At 56.1% G+C, this 17,858-nt stretch carries 18 protein-coding genes and 2 tRNA genes; 11 read left to right on the forward strand and 9 right to left on the reverse strand.

From position 1 onward, the window contains the following. Positions 1 to 25: 25 nt before the first annotated feature. Positions 26 to 1,732 carry a single-stranded-DNA-specific exonuclease RecJ gene (gene recJ, locus AC781_RS09325; protein WP_067777035.1) on the reverse strand — a complete coding sequence of 569 codons (1,707 nt, stop codon included), beginning with the start codon at positions 1,730 to 1,732 and terminating at the stop codon, positions 26 to 28. Positions 1,733 to 1,916: 184 nt separating this feature from the next. Between recJ and AC781_RS09330 the strand changes: the two genes are divergently transcribed. Genes AC781_RS09330 through AC781_RS09340 form a run of 3 tightly spaced genes read left to right on the forward strand, consistent with a single transcriptional unit; the run spans position 1,917 to position 3,898 of the window. Beyond that, positions 1,917 to 2,372 (forward strand): GatB/YqeY domain-containing protein, encoded by a 456-nt coding sequence (locus AC781_RS09330; RefSeq protein WP_067777038.1) that lies wholly within the window; start codon positions 1,917 to 1,919, stop codon positions 2,370 to 2,372. Positions 2,373 to 2,385: 13 nt separating this feature from the next. Further along, entirely contained in the window at positions 2,386 to 3,063 is a 678-nt protein-coding gene (gene ispD, locus AC781_RS09335; RefSeq protein ID WP_067777041.1) for a 2-C-methyl-D-erythritol 4-phosphate cytidylyltransferase, read from the forward strand. After that, complete coding sequence (locus tag AC781_RS09340) at positions 3,053 to 3,898, forward strand: NAD-dependent epimerase/dehydratase family protein (RefSeq protein ID WP_067777044.1); 846 nt, start codon at positions 3,053 to 3,055, stop codon at positions 3,896 to 3,898. The genes ispD and AC781_RS09340 overlap by 11 nt, the downstream gene beginning before the upstream one ends. A gap of 107 nt (positions 3,899 to 4,005) precedes the next feature. Here AC781_RS09340 and rpsF read toward each other — a convergent pair whose 3' ends face one another. The 8 genes from rpsF to AC781_RS09380 all read right to left on the reverse strand — a co-directional run bounded on the left by rpsF (position 4,006) and on the right by AC781_RS09380 (position 10,324). Beyond that, positions 4,006 to 4,284, reverse strand: a complete 279-nt coding sequence (gene rpsF / locus AC781_RS09345; protein WP_067777047.1) for a 30S ribosomal protein S6 — start codon at positions 4,282 to 4,284, stop codon at positions 4,006 to 4,008. Positions 4,285 to 4,398: 114 nt separating this feature from the next. Then, complete coding sequence (hemL, locus tag AC781_RS09350; protein ID WP_067777050.1) at positions 4,399 to 5,685, reverse strand: glutamate-1-semialdehyde 2,1-aminomutase; 1,287 nt, start codon at positions 5,683 to 5,685, stop codon at positions 4,399 to 4,401. 78 nt (positions 5,686 to 5,763) lie between these two features. Continuing rightward, positions 5,764 to 6,003, reverse strand: coding sequence for a 30S ribosomal protein S21 (gene rpsU, locus AC781_RS09355; protein ID WP_067777053.1), 240 nt, complete (start codon positions 6,001 to 6,003; stop codon positions 5,764 to 5,766). 128 nt (positions 6,004 to 6,131) lie between these two features. Continuing rightward, positions 6,132 to 6,914 (reverse strand): ABC transporter permease, encoded by a 783-nt coding sequence (locus AC781_RS09360; protein WP_067777056.1) that lies wholly within the window; start codon positions 6,912 to 6,914, stop codon positions 6,132 to 6,134. Continuing rightward, positions 6,911 to 7,600 (reverse strand): ABC transporter ATP-binding protein, encoded by a 690-nt coding sequence (locus AC781_RS09365; protein ID WP_067777059.1) that lies wholly within the window; start codon positions 7,598 to 7,600, stop codon positions 6,911 to 6,913. The genes AC781_RS09360 and AC781_RS09365 overlap by 4 nt, the downstream gene beginning before the upstream one ends. A gap of 3 nt (positions 7,601 to 7,603) precedes the next feature. Beyond that, the gene (locus AC781_RS09370) at positions 7,604 to 8,665 is read right to left on the reverse strand and encodes a ribonuclease D (RefSeq protein ID WP_067777061.1); all 1,062 of its coding nucleotides are present in this window, start codon (positions 8,663 to 8,665) and stop codon (positions 7,604 to 7,606) included. A 59-nt stretch (positions 8,666 to 8,724) separates the two neighbouring features. Then, positions 8,725 to 9,852: a KamA family radical SAM protein gene (locus AC781_RS09375; RefSeq protein WP_067777064.1), complete on the reverse strand. Its 1,128-nt coding sequence runs from the start codon at positions 9,850 to 9,852 to the stop codon at positions 8,725 to 8,727. A 398-nt stretch (positions 9,853 to 10,250) separates the two neighbouring features. Beyond that, positions 10,251 to 10,324: transfer RNA gene (locus tag AC781_RS09380), tRNA-Gly, on the reverse strand. Between the two features lie 120 nt (positions 10,325 to 10,444). Here AC781_RS09380 and AC781_RS09385 point away from each other — a divergent pair. The 8 genes from AC781_RS09385 to AC781_RS09420 all read left to right on the forward strand — a co-directional run bounded on the left by AC781_RS09385 (position 10,445) and on the right by AC781_RS09420 (position 17,858). Next, positions 10,445 to 10,518, forward strand: a tRNA-Gly gene (locus AC781_RS09385). 70 nt (positions 10,519 to 10,588) lie between these two features. Next, complete coding sequence (locus tag AC781_RS09390) at positions 10,589 to 11,131, forward strand: hypothetical protein (RefSeq protein WP_071133263.1); 543 nt, start codon at positions 10,589 to 10,591, stop codon at positions 11,129 to 11,131. A 40-nt stretch (positions 11,132 to 11,171) separates the two neighbouring features. Beyond that, positions 11,172 to 12,377: an oligogalacturonate-specific porin KdgM family protein gene (locus tag AC781_RS09395; protein WP_067777070.1), complete on the forward strand. Its 1,206-nt coding sequence runs from the start codon at positions 11,172 to 11,174 to the stop codon at positions 12,375 to 12,377. 76 nt (positions 12,378 to 12,453) lie between these two features. After that, entirely contained in the window at positions 12,454 to 14,667 is a 2,214-nt protein-coding gene (locus AC781_RS09400; protein ID WP_083076898.1) for an exopolysaccharide transport family protein, read from the forward strand. Positions 14,668 to 14,691: 24 nt separating this feature from the next. Next, complete coding sequence (locus AC781_RS09405) at positions 14,692 to 15,297, forward strand: polysaccharide biosynthesis/export family protein (protein WP_071133260.1); 606 nt, start codon at positions 14,692 to 14,694, stop codon at positions 15,295 to 15,297. A 54-nt stretch (positions 15,298 to 15,351) separates the two neighbouring features. Further along, a complete protein-coding gene (locus AC781_RS09410; RefSeq protein WP_067777079.1) occupies positions 15,352 to 15,951 on the forward strand; it encodes a polysaccharide biosynthesis/export family protein in 600 nt (199 codons plus the stop codon). A gap of 66 nt (positions 15,952 to 16,017) precedes the next feature. Then, positions 16,018 to 17,127 (forward strand): MGDG synthase family glycosyltransferase, encoded by a 1,110-nt coding sequence (locus AC781_RS09415; RefSeq protein ID WP_067777082.1) that lies wholly within the window; start codon positions 16,018 to 16,020, stop codon positions 17,125 to 17,127. Beyond that, the gene (locus tag AC781_RS09420) at positions 17,124 to 17,858 is read left to right on the forward strand and encodes a type III pantothenate kinase (protein ID WP_067777085.1); all 735 of its coding nucleotides are present in this window, start codon (positions 17,124 to 17,126) and stop codon (positions 17,856 to 17,858) included. The genes AC781_RS09415 and AC781_RS09420 overlap by 4 nt, the downstream gene beginning before the upstream one ends.

Consider the following 17,858-nt stretch of genomic DNA (forward strand, 5'->3'; position numbering starts at 1 on the left):
GGGCTTTGTTTGCGCGTTGCGTTTTTCAGGGTTCGGAAGAGCGGATGTCCTGAATGGAGATGGAGAGGGAGGATCGTCCGCGCCAGACGTTGCGCGTGATGGTGAAGGCGATGTCCCAGGGGGGATCGGGGAGGCGCATTTCGCCGCCGTTGAAGTAGATGGCGTCGTGTTCGGAGACTCCCTGTTTGAGGAAGAGTCGCAGGTGGTTGCCTTGAAGCCGTTTCGGCACGTCCGTGAGCGCGATGTTGCGGGACATGAAGACGGGCTGTGGGTTGGTGTTGCCGAAGGGTTCGAGGAGTTCGTAGCTGTCGAGCAGGTCGAGAGTCAGTTCCGGGAAGGTGACTTCGGCATCGATGTGGAGGATGGGTTTGCGCTGTTTTTCCGAGGTGGTTTCCCGGACGAAGGCGTTGAAGGCTTTGCGGAAGGCGTCGAGTTTTTCTTCGCGGATGACGAGGCCTGCCGCCATGTCGTGTCCGCCGCCGGATTCGAGGTGTTCGGCGCAGTGGTGGATTGCCTGTACGAGGGAGACGCCGGGGATGGAGCGGCCCGAGCCTTTGCCGAGGCCGTTTTCATCGATGGAGATGATGAAGGTGGGTTTGTGATAGCGGCGCATGAGCAGGGAGGCGACGATGCCGACGACGCCCGGGTGCCATGTAGGGGAGCCGAGGACGATGACGTGGTCGTTGGCCGGGTCGAAATGCCGGTGGAGCATGTCGATGGCTTCCATGCGAATTTTTTCTTCTTCCGCCTGGCGCGCCTTGTTGTGGGAGTCGAGGCGCTGGGCGAGAGCGCGGGCGCGAATCGAATCCTGCGTGATGAGGAGTTCGACGGCGTCGAGCGGAGAGTCCATGCGTCCGGCGGCATTGATGCGCGGGCCGATGCGGAAGCTGACGTGGGAGGCGCTGGGCGAGCGGTTCATGCCTGCGACTTCGTTCAGGGCGAGGAGGCCGATGTTTCTTCCTTCGCCGAGGACTTTGAGTCCGTAGCGGGTGAGGAGGCGGTTTTCCGCGACGAGGGGAACGATGTCCGCCACGGTGGCGATGGCGACGATGTCCAGATAGTGTTTGAGGTCGAAGCCGGGCACTTTGCGTTCCTTGAGGAGTGCGTGTGCCAGTTTGAAGACGACTCCGGCGCTGCACAGGTAGGTGAGCGGGCTTTCGGTTTCGAGTTTGGCGTTGATGACGGCGACGGCGTCCGGCCTGCCGAGAGGGCCTGCTTCGTGGTGGTCGAGTATGATGACGTCGATTCCCATGGCCTGAAGTGCGGCAACTTCTTCGACGGAGGATGTGCCGCAGTCTACGGTGATGAGGAGGTTCGGCAGGGGGCCTTCGCGCATGCAGCGGGCAATGCCCGCTTCGCTGAGTCCGTAGCCTTCCTGCGTGCGGATGGGGATGAAGAAGCGGGGCGCTGCGCCATACGCGCGGAGGATGGCGCGGAGGAGGGTGACGGAGCCTACGCCGTCGACGTCGTAGTCGCCGTAGATGCAGATTTCCTGCCGGTTGTCGATGGCGTCGAAGATGCGCGCGACGGCCTTGTCCATTTCCGCGAGGGAGAATGGGTCGCCCAGGTCCGCAAGGCGCGGATAGAGGAATTTTTCGGCCTGTTCCTTTCCGGTGATGCCCCGTTGTGCCAGCAGTTTGCGAACGAGTGGGGGCAGTAGAGTGTTCAGTTCGGGACCAAAGTCGATTCCACCAACAGTCGGGCGCATTTCCCAACTGAAATTCGTACTCATAGGATGTTTATACCTTTTTTGCCCGGGGGAGTCAAGAATTCATGTGGCTGCTGCCTGAATGAACCGTGCATGACGGCCGGCGGTTCGGAGGATGGGATGAGATGCGGAGAGGCATGTATCGCCTTCCGGCGATGACCGGGTTTCTTCTTGCTGTGAAGGAGGGCTCCTGTTTTAATGAATGGCGATGAATGCGATTTCCGATACTCTTGTAGAAGAGATGAAGACAGCCATGCGTGCGAAGGATACGGTGGCTTTGAATGCCTTGCGCGCTTTGAAGACGGCTCTCACGAATGCCAGTATTGCGAAGGGTAATCTGCATGCCGAGCTGGATGAGAATGAGACGGTTGCCGTGGTTCGCAAGCAGATCAAGCAGCGTGTGGATGCGGCGGAGCAGTATCGCGCTGCCAATCGTGAAGATTTGAGTTCCAAGGAGGAAGCCGAGATCAAGGTGCTTTCCGCCTTTCTGCCTGCCGAGATGTCGGAGGAGGAGGTGAAGGCCGTGTTGGAGCAGGTGGTCGCCGAGACGGGGGCTTCCGGCAAGAAGGATATGGGGCGCGTGATGAAGGCCATGCAGGAGCGTACCGATGGCCGTGCTCCCGGTAAACTGCTGGCGCAGCTCGTGGGTGCGCGCCTGGCCTGATTGGGTTTTATTCATGCCTCACGTTGCTGCTCTGATTGTGGCCGCCGGTTCATCGCGGCGCGCCGGTTTCGATAAGCTCGCCGCTTCGCTCGGCGGCGAGCCTGTGCTCAAGCGGAGTATCGATGCTTTGCTTGGGGCGTCCTGTATCGGAGAGATGGTGGTGGTGTGCCCGCTCGACCGGTGGGAGCTGCTCGGTTTGCACCGGGAGAGTTTCCGCGTGCCGGTCTGCAGGGTGGATGGAGGGGTCGAGCGGCAGGATTCCGTGGCGGCCGGGTTGGCTGCCTTGTCCGGTGATGCGACGTGGGTGGCGGTGCATGATGCGGCTCGCCCGCTGGTGCGCCCTGAGGATGTGATGCGCTGTTTCCGGGCCGCGCAGGAGTCCGGAGCCGCTGCATGCGCCCATCCGGTGGCGGATACGCTCAAGCGGGCGACTGCGGACGGTTTCAGTATGCCGGAAGCTGTGGACAGGAATGGGCTTTGGGCGATGGAGACGCCGCAGATTTTTGATGTGCGTCTTTTGTCCGAGGCTTACCGGAGGGTGGGCGAGCAGGGGTTGACGGTGACGGATGAGGTTTCCGCGATGGAGACTCTGGGGGTGGCGACGAAGCTTGTGGCCGGGGGTATCAATTTCAAGATTACGCTTCCCGGGGATTTGGAACTTGCGGAACTGGTCTGGCAACATGGTCGCTGAGCATCATCCCCGGTCCGTCTGGATTTTGGGCGGAGGCTACCTTGGTGCCGCGTTGCACGAGTATTGGCTGCGCGAGGGAGTGGAGTCGCGGAGGTTCGATATGGTGGCGGATCGTGCCGATGTGGTGGCCGATGTGACGCGCGGCGATGTGATGGCAGCGAAGGCTGCCGAACTGGGAGAACCCGATACGGTTTTTCTGTGCATGAGTACGTCCGGCGGAGATTGTGACGATTACCGCCGTTTGTATGTGCGTGCGGTGGAGGTTGTGAACGAGCTGTTTCCGGGTGCGCGCCGCATTTTGTGTTCCAGTACGTCTCTGTATGGGATTCTGGATGGCAGTTGGGCGACGGAGGCGCATGCCTGCGAACCGTTGCATGGCCAAGGGCGCGTTTTGCTGGAGGCGGAACGCCTGCTGAGGCAGTCCGGCGGTATTGTGGCCCGGCTGGCGCCTTTGTATGGTCCGGGCCGCTCCGTGCTGCTGAGGAGGTTTTTGGATGGATCGGGCTGTGTACACGGCGCGGGCGATCGCTGGCTGAATTATGTGCACCGGGACGATGCTGTGGCGGCTTTGGCCCTGCTGGCTGTGTCGGATTGCCGGCACCAATGCTATAATGTGGCGGATGCTGTGCCGATGGTGAAGGCCGATGTGTACGGTTACCTGTCGGAATTGACGGGGCTGGATATTCCTGCGGACGATGGTTGTTTTTCCCGCCGCGGCGGTACGAACCAGCGGGTGTCGAGTGCGTTGCTGATGGCTTTGGGCTGGCAGCCTTTGTATCCGTCGTTTGCGGACGGCGTGCCGGGTGTGTTGGAGTCGTTCGGTTTTGAGGTGTAGAAGTTGGGGCGAGGCCGTCGCATTGCGGAGCGGCAGGGGTACGGAAAAAACGCGGCTGCCTTGTCGGAAGCCGCGTTTCTTATGGAAAGAATGTACCGCCTATTGCCTTAGCAGGACCTGTAGTACTGGTAGTGAACCTGTTCGTCGATGGCGAGGCGTTCGCGTGCTGCGCGGATGACGGAGGGTTCGGCATTGAAGGTGTAGAGAACGTATTGGCCAGCCTTGATGTGGTTGGATTCGTAAGCGAATTCGCGACGTCCGATGTTCTTGATTTCGGTGATCTGGGCGCCTTCTTCCTTCAGCTGGTCGGCAACGGATTGGATAAGGTCGTCCATGGAGGTAACGCCCTTCATGTTGAGGACGATCAGTGCTTCGTACTTTCTCATAGTGTTAAATTTGTAAGTCTGCTTGGGACTATCTTGCAAATGCGGTCGCCGAGGATGCACTTTTTTCCGATGGAATGCAAGACTAAATTTGAGGATAGATTAGAAAATTGCAAATCAGCCGATTGATTTCAGGGCTCGTGCAACGGCTGCGACCGTGTGATCGATGTCGCTTTCCGTGTGGGCGGCGGAGATGAACCCCGTTTCGTACGGCGAGGGGGCAAAGTAAACTCCTTGTTCCAGCAGGGAGCGGAAGAAGGGGCGGTATTGCTCCAGTGAGGCGGTCATGGCATCCTGCAGGTTGTTGACTTCTTTTGCGGTGAAGAAGAGGCAGAACATGGATCCGGTGCGGTGGAAGGTGAAGGGGTTGCCCGTGTCCGCAAGAGCTTTGCGGATGCCTTCTTCGAGGCGTGCGCCGAGGTTTTCCAGCCGGGAGTAGGCATCGGTGTTTTCCAGTTCGCGCAGTTGAGTGAGGCCCGCTGTCATGGCGATGGGGTTGCCGGAGAGGGTGCCTGCCTGGTAGACGGGACCGAGGGGGGAGACGCAGTCCATGATGTCCGCCCGGCCGCCGAAGGCTCCGACGGGGAGGCCTCCGCCGATGACTTTGCCGAGGCAGGTGATGTCCGGCGTGATGCCGTGGATGCCCTGTACGCCGTCTTTGCCGAGGCGGAAGCCGGTCATGACTTCGTCGAAGATGAGGAGGGCGCCGTGGCGTGCGGTGATGTCGCGCAGGTATTCGAGGAAGTTGTCCTTCGGGAAGTATAGGCCGGCATTGGCCGGGTAGGGTTCGAGGATGATGGCGGCTATGTCGCTGCCGTGCGCGGCGAATGCCTGCCGGACGGCTTCCTTGTCGTTGTAGGGCAGGGCGATGGTGAGGGCGGCGAAGGCATCGGGTACGCCTGCGCTGTCCGGCTTGCCGCAGGTGAGGGCTCCGGATCCGGCGGAGACGAGGAGGGAGTCGACATGGCCGTGGTAACAGCCTTCGAATTTGATGATGTATTTCCGGCCCGTGTAGCCGCGAGCCAGCCGGATGGCGGACATGGTGGCTTCCGTGCCGCTGCTGGTCATGCGGACTTTGTCGATGGAGGGTATCCAGCGGACGATGGTTTCCGCCATGTCCACTTCAACGGCGGTGGGTGTGCCGTATCCCAGTCCCCGCGTGATGGCGTCTCCTACGGCGGCGATGATTTTGTCCGGCGCATGGCCGAGGATGGCGGGGCCCCATGTGCCGATGTAGTCGATGTAGTCGTTGCCGTCTTCATCGCGCAGGTGGGCTCCCTTGGCGGAGCGGACGAAGAAGGGGGTGCCATCGACGAGTTTGAAGGCGCGGACGGGGGAGTTGACCCCTCCGGGGATGACGGCCTTGCCGCGGGTGAAGAGTTGCTGAGACAGGGAGGTGTTCATGGGTGGAAATGAAAGGGGGCAAACTCGCATGGAGCTTGCCCCTTTTTTCAAGATTTTCGATTTCCCGAACCAGGAGGTTTAGGCTTCAGGGGCGGGAGTGATCGCTTCGGCGGGAATTTCTTCCTTGTTCGTGAAGCGCCACTTGACTTTGTTGCGCTTGGAAGCGGAGCGAGCCTTGCGGCGGCGTTCGTCCATGGGTGTTTCAAAAGCACGGCGACGGCGCATTTCGTCAAGAATGCCTTCCGTGTCGAGTTTTGTCTTGAGGCGCTTGAGTGCGCGGTCGATAGGTTCTCCTTTTCTTACAGTAACTGAACGCATGATGATAAAGTTTGATAATTCGTTCGGGAATCGGGCGAAGAAACTACCGTTTTTTTGTTGCGGAGTCAAGTATAATGTCTTTCGAGAGAGAAAAAAATGCGCGAAGCGGATTTTTTTCGTGCGGCGGATCAGGAACGGAGGGTTCCCTGCCGGGTGAATCGGCGGCGGCGTATCCATTCGAGGCAGAGGAAGGAGCCGAGCGCGGTGGCCGTGGAGATCATGAGCAGGACGACGATCTGGTAGCGGATGGCCTGCACGGGGTCGGCTCCCGCGAGGATTTGCCCCGTCATCATGCCGGGAAGGGCGACGATGCCGACGCTCATCATGGTGTTGATGGAGGGGCGCATGCCCAGTACGAGGGCTTCGCGGACGATGGGCTGGCTGGCTTCGGCGGGCGAGGCTCCGAGGAGGAGGCGCATTTCGACTTCTCCCCGCCGCGCTTCCATTTGCTTGAAGTAGTAGCCGAGCGAGATGCCGAGGGCGTTCATGGTGTTGCTGATGATCATGCCCCCGATGGGGATGAAGAAGCGGGCATCCCACCAGGGGTTGACTTCGATGATGCCTCCGGTGACGACGGTGAGGATGAAGAAGCTGGTGAGCAGGATGGAGGCGAATGAGGGGAGGAGGTAGGAGGTGGATTGCTTGCCGACATTGCCCCTGACGATCTGGGTGGCGGTGAGGATGGAGGCGATGAAGAAGGCGGCGACCCAGTACCATTGCCCTGATTGGAAGAGGAACTGCAGGATGTAGCCGACGGCGAAGAGCTGGATGAAGGTGCGTGCGGTGGCGAGCAGCAGGCTCTTCTCGAGGCCGAGGCCGCGGATGAAGGAGAGGGTGCAGGAGAGCAGGACGAAACCGACACTGAGGAAGAGGGGGACGAGGCCGATTTCCATGTAGGAGGTGTTGTTCATGACGCGGAGGGGGAAGCCCAGGTGGCGCGGCCGTTGTCCAGATACAGCGTGCGGTAGGGGCGTGACGGGCGGTAGGCCTGATGCGTGATGCAGATGATGCCCGTGCCGGCATCGGCCAGGGCTTCGAGGTATTTCTCGACTTCTCCAGTGTTGGCGGGGTCAAGGGCGCTGGTGGGTTCGTCGAGCAGGAGGAGGTCGGGCTGGAGCAGGACGGCGCGTATGAGGGTCAGGCGTTGCTTTTGTCCTGTGCTGAGGCGGGAGGCGGTTTCATCCAGAGGGATGTCTTGCAGGCCGAGGCGCTGCATGGCGGCGGCAAGAGTGGAGTCGTCCGGCCGGGAGAGTGTTTTGTTGGCGCGGAAGGTGAAGGGGAGAAGGAGATTGTTCCGGATGGAGAGGTTGTCGTCCAGTATCGGGGTTTGCATGACGAAGCCGAGGCGGTGCCTGAGTGTGGCTGGCGGGGTGTCGGACAGTTCCGTGCCGAGCAGGCGGATGCTGCCGGATTGCGGGGCATCGAGTCCGGAGAGGAGGCGGAGCAGCGTGGATTTGCCGCTGCCGGACGGTCCGGTGACGAGAACGAAGTCTCCCCGGGCGATGTCGAATGTCAAATCATCCAGCTTGCCACGGCCCGAAGGATGGATGAAGCGGAGATGTTCGACTGAGAGGAGAGGCGTGTTGGTGTCGTTCATGCGTCAATGGATGCCCATGACTTCCCTTTGCCAGTTCAGGAGATGGGTGAATCCCGTTTCTTCATTGGTTGCGATGGATTCCATGATGGCCCGCGGTGCGACGAAGGATGGGTCGAGATCGAGCTTTTCAGCCGCCTCGTTGCGGCGTTGAATCCAGTTTTCCAGCCGGGTTTCGAATTGGTCGTCGTAGGCGGGCCGGGGCCGGCTGATGCGGCAGGGATAATCGTTTTCATCCATGCCGTGGAAGGTCTCGACAGCTTTCAGGAAGCGGGCGGCGCGATGGGTGTGGAAGCGGCTGTGCGGTGTGATGCTGTTGCCTTCCTGCAGGGCGGTGCTCCAGCGCAGGAGGTCGTCGTTCGAGCAGACCATGAACGAGGGTTTGTCCCATGACTGGGCTTCCCTGTCGCGCCATGTCCAGAGGGTTTTGAGCGCGGCCAGTCCTCGCCGTTGCAGGCGGCCGCAGCCGCGGATGCGCCATGAGTCTGGCGATTCTTCCGCCATGCGTTCGCGGGCGCGTTCCATGTTGTGGCGGCAGGTTTCTAGGAACCATTCGTAGCGGCCTTTGCTGCGCAATTCGGCGCAGAGTTTGTCCGCCATGTCGAGCATGTACTGGACGTCCGATTGCGCGTATTCGAGCATGGCCTGCGAGATGGGCCGTTTGCCCCAGTCCGCCTTCTGGTTTGTTTTGCTGAGCTGGATGCCGTAGAAGTGTTCGACGAGAGCGGCAAGGCCGAATTGGCGAAAGCCGAGCAGGCGGGCGGCGATCTGCGTGTCCAGAATGAGGTGGGGCAGGGTGTTGAATCCGTTCAACATGAGGCTCATGTCGTAATCGGCGCCGTGCATCCAAATGTCAGATTCCGACAGCCAGGTCGTAAAGGCCCGCATGTCTTCCATGGCGAGGGGGTCGAGTAGGCATACGCCTTCTTCATCCGCATACTGGATGAGGCAAATTTTTTCCTGATACCTGTGCAGGCTGTCTGCTTCCAAGTCCAGAACAACTCGAGCAGGGGCTTGGCGACCGGCACGGAGCTTCCATTGGAGCAGATCTTCCCGTGTGGCAATCATAAGTGAACGGCGGTTATTGCATCACATTCATCTGCTGCCTGCAATAAAAAAATGCCGGGTCATGAAAAGAGGGGGTAGGTATAAAGCTGGCCTGCATAATTGCGCAGCGTGACGTGGTCGTCCGTTTGTTCGACGATGTAATCCGGGTTGACGGGGATTTTGCCGCCGCCGCCCGGTGCGTCCACGACGTACTGCGGGATGGCGTAGCCGGAAGTGTGGCCGCGGAGTGCTGAAATGATGTCGATTCCCGTCTGCAGGGTGGTGCGGAAATGGCGGGAGCCTTCGATCAGATCGCACTGGTAAAGGTAGTAGGGCCGGACGCGGCATTGCAGCAGCCGGTGGTACAGGGGACGCTGGATGGCGATGTCGTCGTTGATGCCCTTGAGGAGGACAGTCTGGCTGCCGAGCGGGATGCCATGGTCTGCCAGCCGGACGAGCGCTTCTTCGGCTTCGCCTGTGAGTTCGCTGGGATGGTTGACGTGGACGGAGAGGAACAGGGGTGCGTGTTTGCGCAGAGTGGCGCAGAGGGAGTCCGTGATGCGCTGCGGGAGGAAGATCGGAATGCGCGAGCCAATGCGCAGGAATTCGATATGAGGAATGCTGCGGAGTTCGGAGAGGATGGAATCCAGCCGGGAGTCGGGGAGGAGAAGGGGGTCTCCGCCGGAAAGGAGCACATCGCGGATTTCTGTATGGCGGCGGATATAGTCGAAGGCGGCATCCCAGTTGGTGCGCAGTTTATGATCCGTGACGCCGGAGACGACACGAGAGCGTGTGCAGTGGCGGCAATAGGAGGCGCAGCGGTCTGTGGCCAGCAGGAGAACGCGGTCCGGGTAACGGTGGACGAGGCCGGGGGCTACCATGCGATCGTCTTCGCCGCAAGGATCGGCCATTTCTTCTTCCCCGACAATGGTTTCATCCATGTGCGGGATGACTTGCCTCCGCAACGGGTCGCATGGATTGTCGGGATCGATCAGGCTCAGGAAATAGGGGGTGATGCTGACGGCCAGCCTCTCGGCGGCATGGAGCAGGGCGTTTCGTTCTTCGGTGCTGAGGCGGAGGGCCGCTTCCAGCTTGGGGATCGAGTTGAAGCTGTGCCTGAGCTGCCATGTATAGTCTTCCCATTCTTCTTGTGTGGCACCTTGTCGTATGGAGTCGGGAATATCGGTCAGGAGAGTCTTTTGGTTCATGGCGATGATGGAAAACGGCTCGTTCAGGTTCTTTGTGGCTCGGAGCAGGTTTTACGTTCAAAAACTGTCTGGAATGGGTGTATGGCGAAGGAAGTCGTGGGGCGATGGAAGCCGGGTGATGTTTTTGGCTGCGGCTCGGACCAGCCTTGATGAAGTGTGCTGCCTTGTTGGGTTATTTTATGATCAAAATCCTTGAAAATGAATCGATTGTTTTTTGTTGCTTGTTTTTAGCATGGCACGATGCGTGAAACGACACAATCTCAGAGTTTGCCATGTTGTGAAAGACAAGTGAGGCGAAGGGTACAAGTTTGTTGAAAAATCCCTGTCCGACAATGGGAAATGAATGTGTGTGCTGTTGTCGGCAAGGTGCAAACAGTTACTGCCGCGCTGCAGAAAATTGGTACGGGTGATGGGAATCGAACCCACGTCTCAAGCTTGGGAAGCTCGCGTCCTACCATTGAACGACACCCGCGTGTGGAGATGGAAGAACCCTACTCCACGGCTGGGAGGCGGTCAAGCAAAAAGAAAAAAATCATGCTGCTAGAAAAAATGCTTGCCAAGGTGCGGAGGTCTGCTAAAATGCAAACGTCAAGCGGGTATAGCTTAATGGTAAAGCTCCAGCCTTCCAAGCTGATCACACGGGTTCGATTCCCGTTACCCGCTCCACTCTTTCTATTTTGAATTTTACCCAAGTGCGCTAATGATGAAAACGTGCGTTTTTAAGAAGTTGGGAGTTATGGCTGCGGCTTTGTCCTGTGTGTGTGTTGCCGGCGCCATTACTGCTGAACAAAAGCAACAGGTTGCTTCCGGTGTTGCTGCCCAGATCAAGAATGAGAAGGCCGATTCCGGGAAAATGGTTGTCATTGTACGTGATGCTGTGCAGAAGTCGCCGGAAGCGGTGACTGACATTGTTCGCGCTGCTCTGACGAGTTTCGACGCCAAGAAGAATTTGCCGACTGTGAAGGAAGTTGCGATTGCTGCCGTTATGGCGCATGAGACGCCATATCGTGTCTTGGAACCTGTATCCAAGGAGGTGCAATCGGTTTTGGGTAATACGGATGAAGCGAAGCTTCTGGTGAAGGATATTGCGACGTACGTCGTGACCAAGGCTGCTGACAGTCCGCTGGCGACTTCGGGTGAGACGCAGGAAGCTTCGGCTGTTCCGTTTCGTTCTTTACTTTCCAAGGATAATGTGAAGGCTGGCAATGGCCCTAACGGCGGCGGTTGCGATGGGCCGGTTGTGGTGCCCCCTCCCTCGCCGGATGTGAGTGTTCAATAAGCCCATGTTGACCTTGATTCGTTTGTACGGCTAGGCCTTTATGAAAAATACGTTTTTTTTGATGATGCTTGGAATTGGTGCGGTTAGTGCTAATGTCCAAGCATCTTCCTTGTACGATGTGACTCCGTCTGTCGGATTGCTGGAATCGTCTCCCCTGAAATGGTCGTTTACCTTATCGGCTGGTTATGACGATAATGTCAATGCTGTGGCGAAGAGCAATCCGGTTCATGAAAGTTCTTCCTATGTAGGATTCTCGCTGGGTTCTTCCTACTCGAATCAGGATGCGCGGACACAGTTGAGTTACAATGCCCTGTTGGGGGGTGACGTGTATACGCGCAATATGCACGGGCGTACGGATCAGGTTATCGGCAATTCCAGCTTGTCGATGCAATTGACGCATGCGTTCGATTCGACATTGCGGTACACGATGCACAATTCTGTGGCCTATACGCCTGACCCCAACTATGCGGATGGCATTTCCGCTTCCAGGCGCCAGGGAAATACGTTTACTTTCAATACATCCCATACGGTAGGCAAGAGTTTGGATCCCCGTTGGGCCTTGAATACGAATGTCAGCTATAGCGGTATTCTGTATTCCGAAAGCGAGTATCAGGATGACAATCGCGAATATGTGAATATTGGGGAAAGTTTGTCTTTCAAGGCTTCAGAACGCACTTCCTATTTGGCCAATGCCAGCGGACAATTCGTGTTGCGACAGGAGGGCTATAACAGCCAGAATATTTATACGACAGTGGGTATACAGCACGCGCTGTCTCCTAGGTCCAATGTGTCGATGAATGTCGGTACTCAGATAAAGATTCAGCAAGGAGCCGGTACCAAGGTATATCCTACGCTGTCCGGTGGATATAACCGGGTAGTGACGGACAGTATGTCCATCAGTTGTTATGTTTCCTACAATAATGAAAGCGTAGGCACATATTATGATGGCCGCAATTACGGTTCCAATAGCACATGGCGTTTGGGTGTTAACTGCACTCAAAAATTGACTCATGTCCTTTCGTTGAATTACGGAGCTTCTGCAATGTTCAGTGATTATTCGGATGGTGAGGCCGGCTTGGGTGATCACAAGGAAACGACTTACAATTTCAATGTGGGGCTGTCGTGGAGGTTGGACAGATCTTGGTCCGTAGCTGTTGGCTACGCTTACACGAATGCCGATCTTGGCGGTTTTTCCACCCCTTATACTCGTAACGTATATTCCATCAACACAACTTATACGTTCTAAATTTTATCATTGTAGCTGCCGGACCTTGGGGAAGGTTTCCGGCGGCATCCCTTTTTACTGAATATTCTCTTTATATATGTCCTCTCCCGCAATAAACCAAAAGTCAGAAGCTTCCTTACATGCAGGCGATTACCTTCAGATTCTTCGCAATAGATGGAAAGAAGCGGTGCTTGTTTTTGTACTTGTGTTTGTTGCCGCTGCCGTAGCGACCTATTTGATGCCTCCCAGTTATACGAGCGTCATCAATTTTGAAATCAAAAAACCGGGAGCCATTGTTTCCCTGAGCAGAGGCGCGGAAAGGGTGCTTCAGAATAATGCGTCGGAAAATTATATTCCTACGCAATTCGAAATTCTGGTGTCGGATATGAATCTGATGGCTGTTTCCAAAAAGCTGAATCTGGCCCAGCAATGGCAGACTGATGATGCGACGGCCGCCTCTATTCTGCGAGGGATGATTCAAGTGATGCCAGTGCGTGGCAAGGACTTGGTGGATGTCAAGGTGGTCGGATCCGATCCGGCATTGGTTAAGCTTATTTGCGATGCCGTCACCGAATGCTACAAGGAAGGACGCGAGGCGCAGGAAAACGAGGTGCTGGATAAGGCGATTGCCACAATTCAAGAGGAATTGACTCGCCGTGAAAATGAACTTCTTGCCAAGACTGATACGTTGCGCAAGTATATGACGACTAGCGATTATATCGGTCTTTTGAGTGATACTGGCAATACGATTCCTACCACTGTCAATAATGAAGAGGCTGTACTGACCGAGCGCCGTAACAAACTTTCCGCGTTGGATGATGAGATCACGCAGCTGAAAACGCACATCAACAAGTTGAAGTCGTTGAAAGATTCGGAGTTGATGGATTATGTGAGGCAAACGGATCTTTTGGCGGAGACGACTCCGGGCAGTTTATCTGTGCGTGAGTTGTATACGCGCTCCCAGACGGAAGAATCTACTCTGAGTAAAATGCACATGGACGGCTATGGCGAAAAGCATCCGGCTTTGCTGTCCATGGTACAGGAACACGAGAACACAAAGCAAAAACTGACGGAAGGACTTGTCGGACTGAAGGATGCTTTGGAACAGACGTTGTCGTTGAAGGAAGAAGGCCGCAAGAGTATCAAAAGGGCTTTTGATGAGGTCACGGAAATCGTCAGAAACAAGACGCAGTCCGATATTCTGGTGATGTCGGCTATTCGCGATTACCGAACGGAGAAAAGCCGTTATGAAGATCTGGAGAACGAGTATATCAATCAGACGATGAATCGCCGTGCAAGCCGTCCGATTATCCAGATTCATACACAGGCGCGCGAGGCGAAAGTGCCAAGCTCACCGAACGTCAAGATGAACCTGATCCTCGGTGCTGTGGTCGGCGTCGTATTCGGTATCGGCGTAGCGTTCCTTCTCAATTATATGGATACGTCTGTCAAGACGCTGGAAGATGTGGAGCGCAATCTCAATCTGCCCGTGCTTGGTGTGATTCCGCAGGATATCGGTTTGCTGCATTTGATGAACGGAAGCAGCCCCGATGCGGAAGCTTACCGTATTCTCCGTACGAATATCGAACTGAAGCGCAAGGATACTAATGTGGTGACTCTTGCTTTGGTGTCCGGCAATGCAGGTGAAGGCAAGACGACGACCTTGTGCAATTTGGCTTATGTATTTGCGCAGGGTGGTTTCAGTACGTTGATGATCGATGCCGACCTTCGCCGCTCGAAGCTGGCCGAATACAACGATGTGGAATGCGAATACGGTTTGTCCAATTTCCTGACGAGTGACCTGGCTCTGCAGGATGTGATCTTGCAGACGCATGTGGACAATTTGTATATTCTGCCTGCAGGCCCGACTCCTTCCGATGCTTCCGGCGTTTTGAATTCGTATCGCATGCGCGAATTGCTGGATGAAGTGCGCCGCCGCTTCGATATTGTTCTGATTGACAGTCCTCCCGTGCTTGGCGTCAGCGATGCATCCCTGATTGTCAGCAAAGCCGATGCGACAATCATGGTGGTACAGCCTCGCAAGTTGCCGATGAAGGCTTTGGTGCGTGAGAAGATGGTGATCGAGAATGCCGGTGGCCACTTGATGGGGGTTGTGATGAATAATGTCGATATTTCCGGTGATACGCAGTATCAATATTACACGACATATTATTCGTACTATTCACCCACGGAGGGCGTCGAACCTTCGGCTGCTCTCAATCCTTTACCCGTTACTTCCCGTTCTTCGAAGCGTTCCGAGGTTGCGAAAAAAACGGAATCGACGGATCAGCCCGGGGACGATCTCTATTAATCTGAAAACAATCCATATACCATCATGAAACATTTGTTGCAAATTATCTGTTGTGTTGTGTTCTGTTCGTTGTCGTTTTCCGCCAAGGCTCAGGATGTGGAACCTCGTGCCGTACCTAACGGTTTCGTCACGATCGAAGCGAAAAATCTTCCGGGAAGCGATACGACCATTGTCAGCGGCAAGTACCAGCTGGACAGCAAAGGCACTGTACAGATGCCCTATTTGTCCGGTACGATCAGTCTTTCCGGCAAGACGGGCCGGCAGATCCAAAATGCGCTGACGGAAGCTTACAAGAAGGAAAAGATTTATACTTCTCCCGTTTTTTCGGTTGTAGTCGATAGTATTGAGCACCAAGGTGTCGGTGTCCGTTATGTCCACGTGACAGGGGCAGTGGGCAGTAAGAGGAATTTGCCCTACCGTCCGGAGTTGACTTTGATTGAGGCCTTGATCGAATGTGGTGACATTACCGATTTCGGATCGCGGTATATTTTAGTAACCCGCAATGGCGTGACCAAGCAGTACGACTATTTCAGTACGCGCGACAGAGGTGTGAAACTTTTTCCTGGTGATGTGATTTTTGTGAAAGAGCGCGGATTTACGGAAGGACGTGAGAAAACATTGCTTCCGTAGTCTGTGTGCCATATGCGGAATCGAGAAGCCTGCAATCTTTGCCATCTTGTCAGTATGAAACAGTTCCTTGCAGTTATTTGTTGCGTTCTGTTCTGCGTTCTGCCATTTTCCGTCAGGGCACAGGATGTGGAGCCTCGCGCCATTCCCGGCGGTTTTATTCATATCGAGGCTAAAAATTTGCCAGGTAGCGATGTCTCCGTTGTGAGCGGCAAGTACCAGCTTGATAACAAAGGCACGGTGAGGATGCCCTATTTATCCGCTCCGATCGCTTTTGCGGGCAAGACTGGAAGGCAGATTCAGGATGCTTTGACGGCGGCGTATCAGAAGGAAAAGGTGTATACAACACCTGTTTTTTCCGTCGTTGTGGATTCCAAGGAAGTTCCAGGCGAACGGTTCGTTCATGTGACGGGCGCGGTCGGCAGTAAAAAGAATTTGCCGTATCGTGCCGAGTTGACTCTGATTGAGGCCTTGATCGAGTGCGGCGATATTACGGATTTCGGTTCTCGACATATTCTGGTAACCCGGAACGGAGTGACTAAAGAGTATGATTATTTCAGTACCCGCGACAGAGATATCAAGCTTTTTCCGGGAGATACGATTTTTGTGCGGGAGAGGAAAGTGACGGAGCAGCGATCAAAGACCCTGCTGCCGTAATATGGTTTCCCAAACCGCTTTTCATGAGAAGGGGCGGTTTTTTCGTTTGTGCGCCCTGATTGTTTCATGAAGAGAGTTCTCATATTGACGGCCGGTTACGGTGACGGGCACAATAGCGCGGCTCGGGCCGTAGGCGAGGTTTTGCAAGAGAGCGCTGAGGTGAGGGTTTGCGATGTATGCGCCGAAGCGCTGCCGGAAGTGTTCAAGTGGACGAAGCGTTTGTATTTGTGGATGACGGCCCGTGTGCCGTGGCTTTGGAGGTGCCTGTACGATTTGTCGGATACTTCCGACTGGTCGGGCGGTGTGCCTCCCGGTCTGGGGCCTGTGGCTGTGAGGCTCCGGGTTATGCTTGACGAGTGGAAGCCTGATGCTGTGGTGTGTACATTTCCGTTGTATCCTTACCTGTTGGATGTCTTGTTCCGCCAGGGTGTTCACAGGGTGCCCTATATGACGGTGGTGACGGATTCTTTGGCGATCAGCCGCACATGGCTGGAGTCGGATGCCCGGTTGTTTGCGGTTTCCGATGAGGGCACAAGGAGTTTGCTGGTGGAGGAGAAGGGGATTGCACCCGATAGAGTCGTTGTGACGCATTTTCCCGTGTCTCCCAAGGTGCATGCGGGGGACGAGGCGAAGTCCTGGTGTGCCGGGCAAGCGTTCAAGGTGTTGTATGTGCCGCAGGGAAGGCCTTCTCTGGTGGAAGAGGAGCTTGTCGCCATGCTGGATGCTGCTCCTGAGGTGCGTGTGACGGTTGTGCTGGGGCACAAGGTGCGGCGGTTGTACCGGGCCGTGCATGGTGCGGCTTTGCGTGCGGGCAGGGATCGCGTGCGTATTTTGGGGTGGACGCATCGTATGCCGCAGTTGCTGGCATCACACCATGTTCTGGTCGGTAAGGCTGGAGGTGCCAGTGTGCACGAGGCGTTGGCTGCAGAGGTGCCTGTGCTGGTGAATCATTTTGTTCCGGGCCAGGAGGAAGGGAATACGGAGTTGTTGCACCGTTTGGGTGGCGGCCGGTTTGTTTCTACTCCTGCCGAGCTGCGTCGTGCATTGCAATTCCTGCTGGATCAGGACGGAAGTGCCTGGAGCGTGATGAAGCAGCGCTTGCATCAGGCGCGGATGAAGGGCGGTGCTGCGCACATTGCGGAACTGGTTCAACAATTGGATGATTTTCACGTATGATTTATCTGTTGATCGATAATTCCAATACGAGGACGAAGTTCGTCCTTTCTTCGCCGGAAGGTTTGCTGGATAAGCGCTGCATGATTCCGACGAGGGAGTTGTGCGGGGAGCGGCTTGCCTTGGCTTTGGAGGGGTGGAAGTACGATTTTGCGCTGATTTGTTCAGTCGTGCCTCGAGTGGCGGAGGTTTTATGCGATTGGTTGTCGTGTCCGTTCCATGTGCTGAGCTGCGAATCCAATCTGGGGATCGGAATCCGGTATCCGTTGCCGAAACAGATTGGGGCGGACCGTTTGGCGAATGCAGTGGGTGTAGTGGCGTATTACGGTGCACCGAGCGTGGTTGTCGATTTCGGAACAGCGGTGACGTTCGATGTGGTCAGCGACGACGGATTTTACCTTGGAGGTGTGATTGCTCCCGGTCTCGCATCAATGGGGGATTATCTGGTGAGGAATACGGCGCTTCTGCCTGCGGTGGATCCTCGAGAACCCGATTGCGCCATTGGGAAGAGTACGGAGCAGGCTATTCATGCCGGATCGATTTACGGGTACCGGGGCTTGGTGAAGGAGATTCTCGTGCGTATCGAAGAGGAGATGCCGGGGCGCCCGTATGTGGTGGCGACGGGAGGTGATGCCGAGCTGATTGCAAAGGGCGTTTCCCGTATCGATGCTGTGGACGGCAATATTACGCTAAACGGTATGCGACTTGTAGCTAATTTGAATGTTCAAGGCTGA

The organism is Neoakkermansia glycaniphila, assembly GCF_001683795.1.
GTDB lineage: Bacteria > Verrucomicrobiota > Verrucomicrobiia > Verrucomicrobiales > Akkermansiaceae > Akkermansia > Akkermansia glycaniphila.

What these genes read in the sequence shown, in the direction of transcription:
- AC781_RS09375 (WP_067777064.1), bottom strand. Translation starts at nt 9,852, where the DNA reads ATGAACCAAAAGACTCTCCTGACCGATATTCCCGACTCCATACGACAA.
- hemL (WP_067777050.1), bottom strand. Translation starts at nt 5,685, where the DNA reads ATGAACACCTCCCTGTCTCAGCAACTCTTCACCCGCGGCAAGGCCGTC.
- AC781_RS09370 (WP_067777061.1), bottom strand. Translation starts at nt 8,665, where the DNA reads ATGATTGCCACACGGGAAGATCTGCTCCAATGGAAGCTCCGTGCCGGT.
- AC781_RS09415 (WP_067777082.1), top strand. Translation starts at nt 16,018, where the DNA reads ATGAAGAGAGTTCTCATATTGACGGCCGGTTACGGTGACGGGCACAAT.
- AC781_RS09360 (WP_067777056.1), bottom strand. Translation starts at nt 6,914, where the DNA reads ATGAACAACACCTCCTACATGGAAATCGGCCTCGTCCCCCTCTTCCTC.
- AC781_RS09365 (WP_067777059.1), bottom strand. Translation starts at nt 7,600, where the DNA reads ATGAACGACACCAACACGCCTCTCCTCTCAGTCGAACATCTCCGCTTC.
- rpsF (WP_067777047.1), bottom strand. Translation starts at nt 4,284, where the DNA reads ATGAGAAAGTACGAAGCACTGATCGTCCTCAACATGAAGGGCGTTACC.
- recJ (WP_067777035.1), bottom strand. Translation starts at nt 1,732, where the DNA reads ATGAGTACGAATTTCAGTTGGGAAATGCGCCCGACTGTTGGTGGAATC.
- AC781_RS09420 (WP_067777085.1), top strand. Translation starts at nt 17,124, where the DNA reads ATGATTTATCTGTTGATCGATAATTCCAATACGAGGACGAAGTTCGTC.
- AC781_RS09390 (WP_071133263.1), top strand. Translation starts at nt 10,589, where the DNA reads ATGGCTGCGGCTTTGTCCTGTGTGTGTGTTGCCGGCGCCATTACTGCT.
- ispD (WP_067777041.1), top strand. Translation starts at nt 2,386, where the DNA reads ATGCCTCACGTTGCTGCTCTGATTGTGGCCGCCGGTTCATCGCGGCGC.
- AC781_RS09330 (WP_067777038.1), top strand. Translation starts at nt 1,917, where the DNA reads ATGAATGCGATTTCCGATACTCTTGTAGAAGAGATGAAGACAGCCATG.
- AC781_RS09410 (WP_067777079.1), top strand. Translation starts at nt 15,352, where the DNA reads ATGAAACAGTTCCTTGCAGTTATTTGTTGCGTTCTGTTCTGCGTTCTG.
- AC781_RS09400 (WP_083076898.1), top strand. Translation starts at nt 12,454, where the DNA reads ATGTCCTCTCCCGCAATAAACCAAAAGTCAGAAGCTTCCTTACATGCA.
- AC781_RS09340 (WP_067777044.1), top strand. Translation starts at nt 3,053, where the DNA reads ATGGTCGCTGAGCATCATCCCCGGTCCGTCTGGATTTTGGGCGGAGGC.
- AC781_RS09395 (WP_067777070.1), top strand. Translation starts at nt 11,172, where the DNA reads ATGAAAAATACGTTTTTTTTGATGATGCTTGGAATTGGTGCGGTTAGT.
- AC781_RS09405 (WP_071133260.1), top strand. Translation starts at nt 14,692, where the DNA reads ATGAAACATTTGTTGCAAATTATCTGTTGTGTTGTGTTCTGTTCGTTG.
- rpsU (WP_067777053.1), bottom strand. Translation starts at nt 6,003, where the DNA reads ATGCGTTCAGTTACTGTAAGAAAAGGAGAACCTATCGACCGCGCACTC.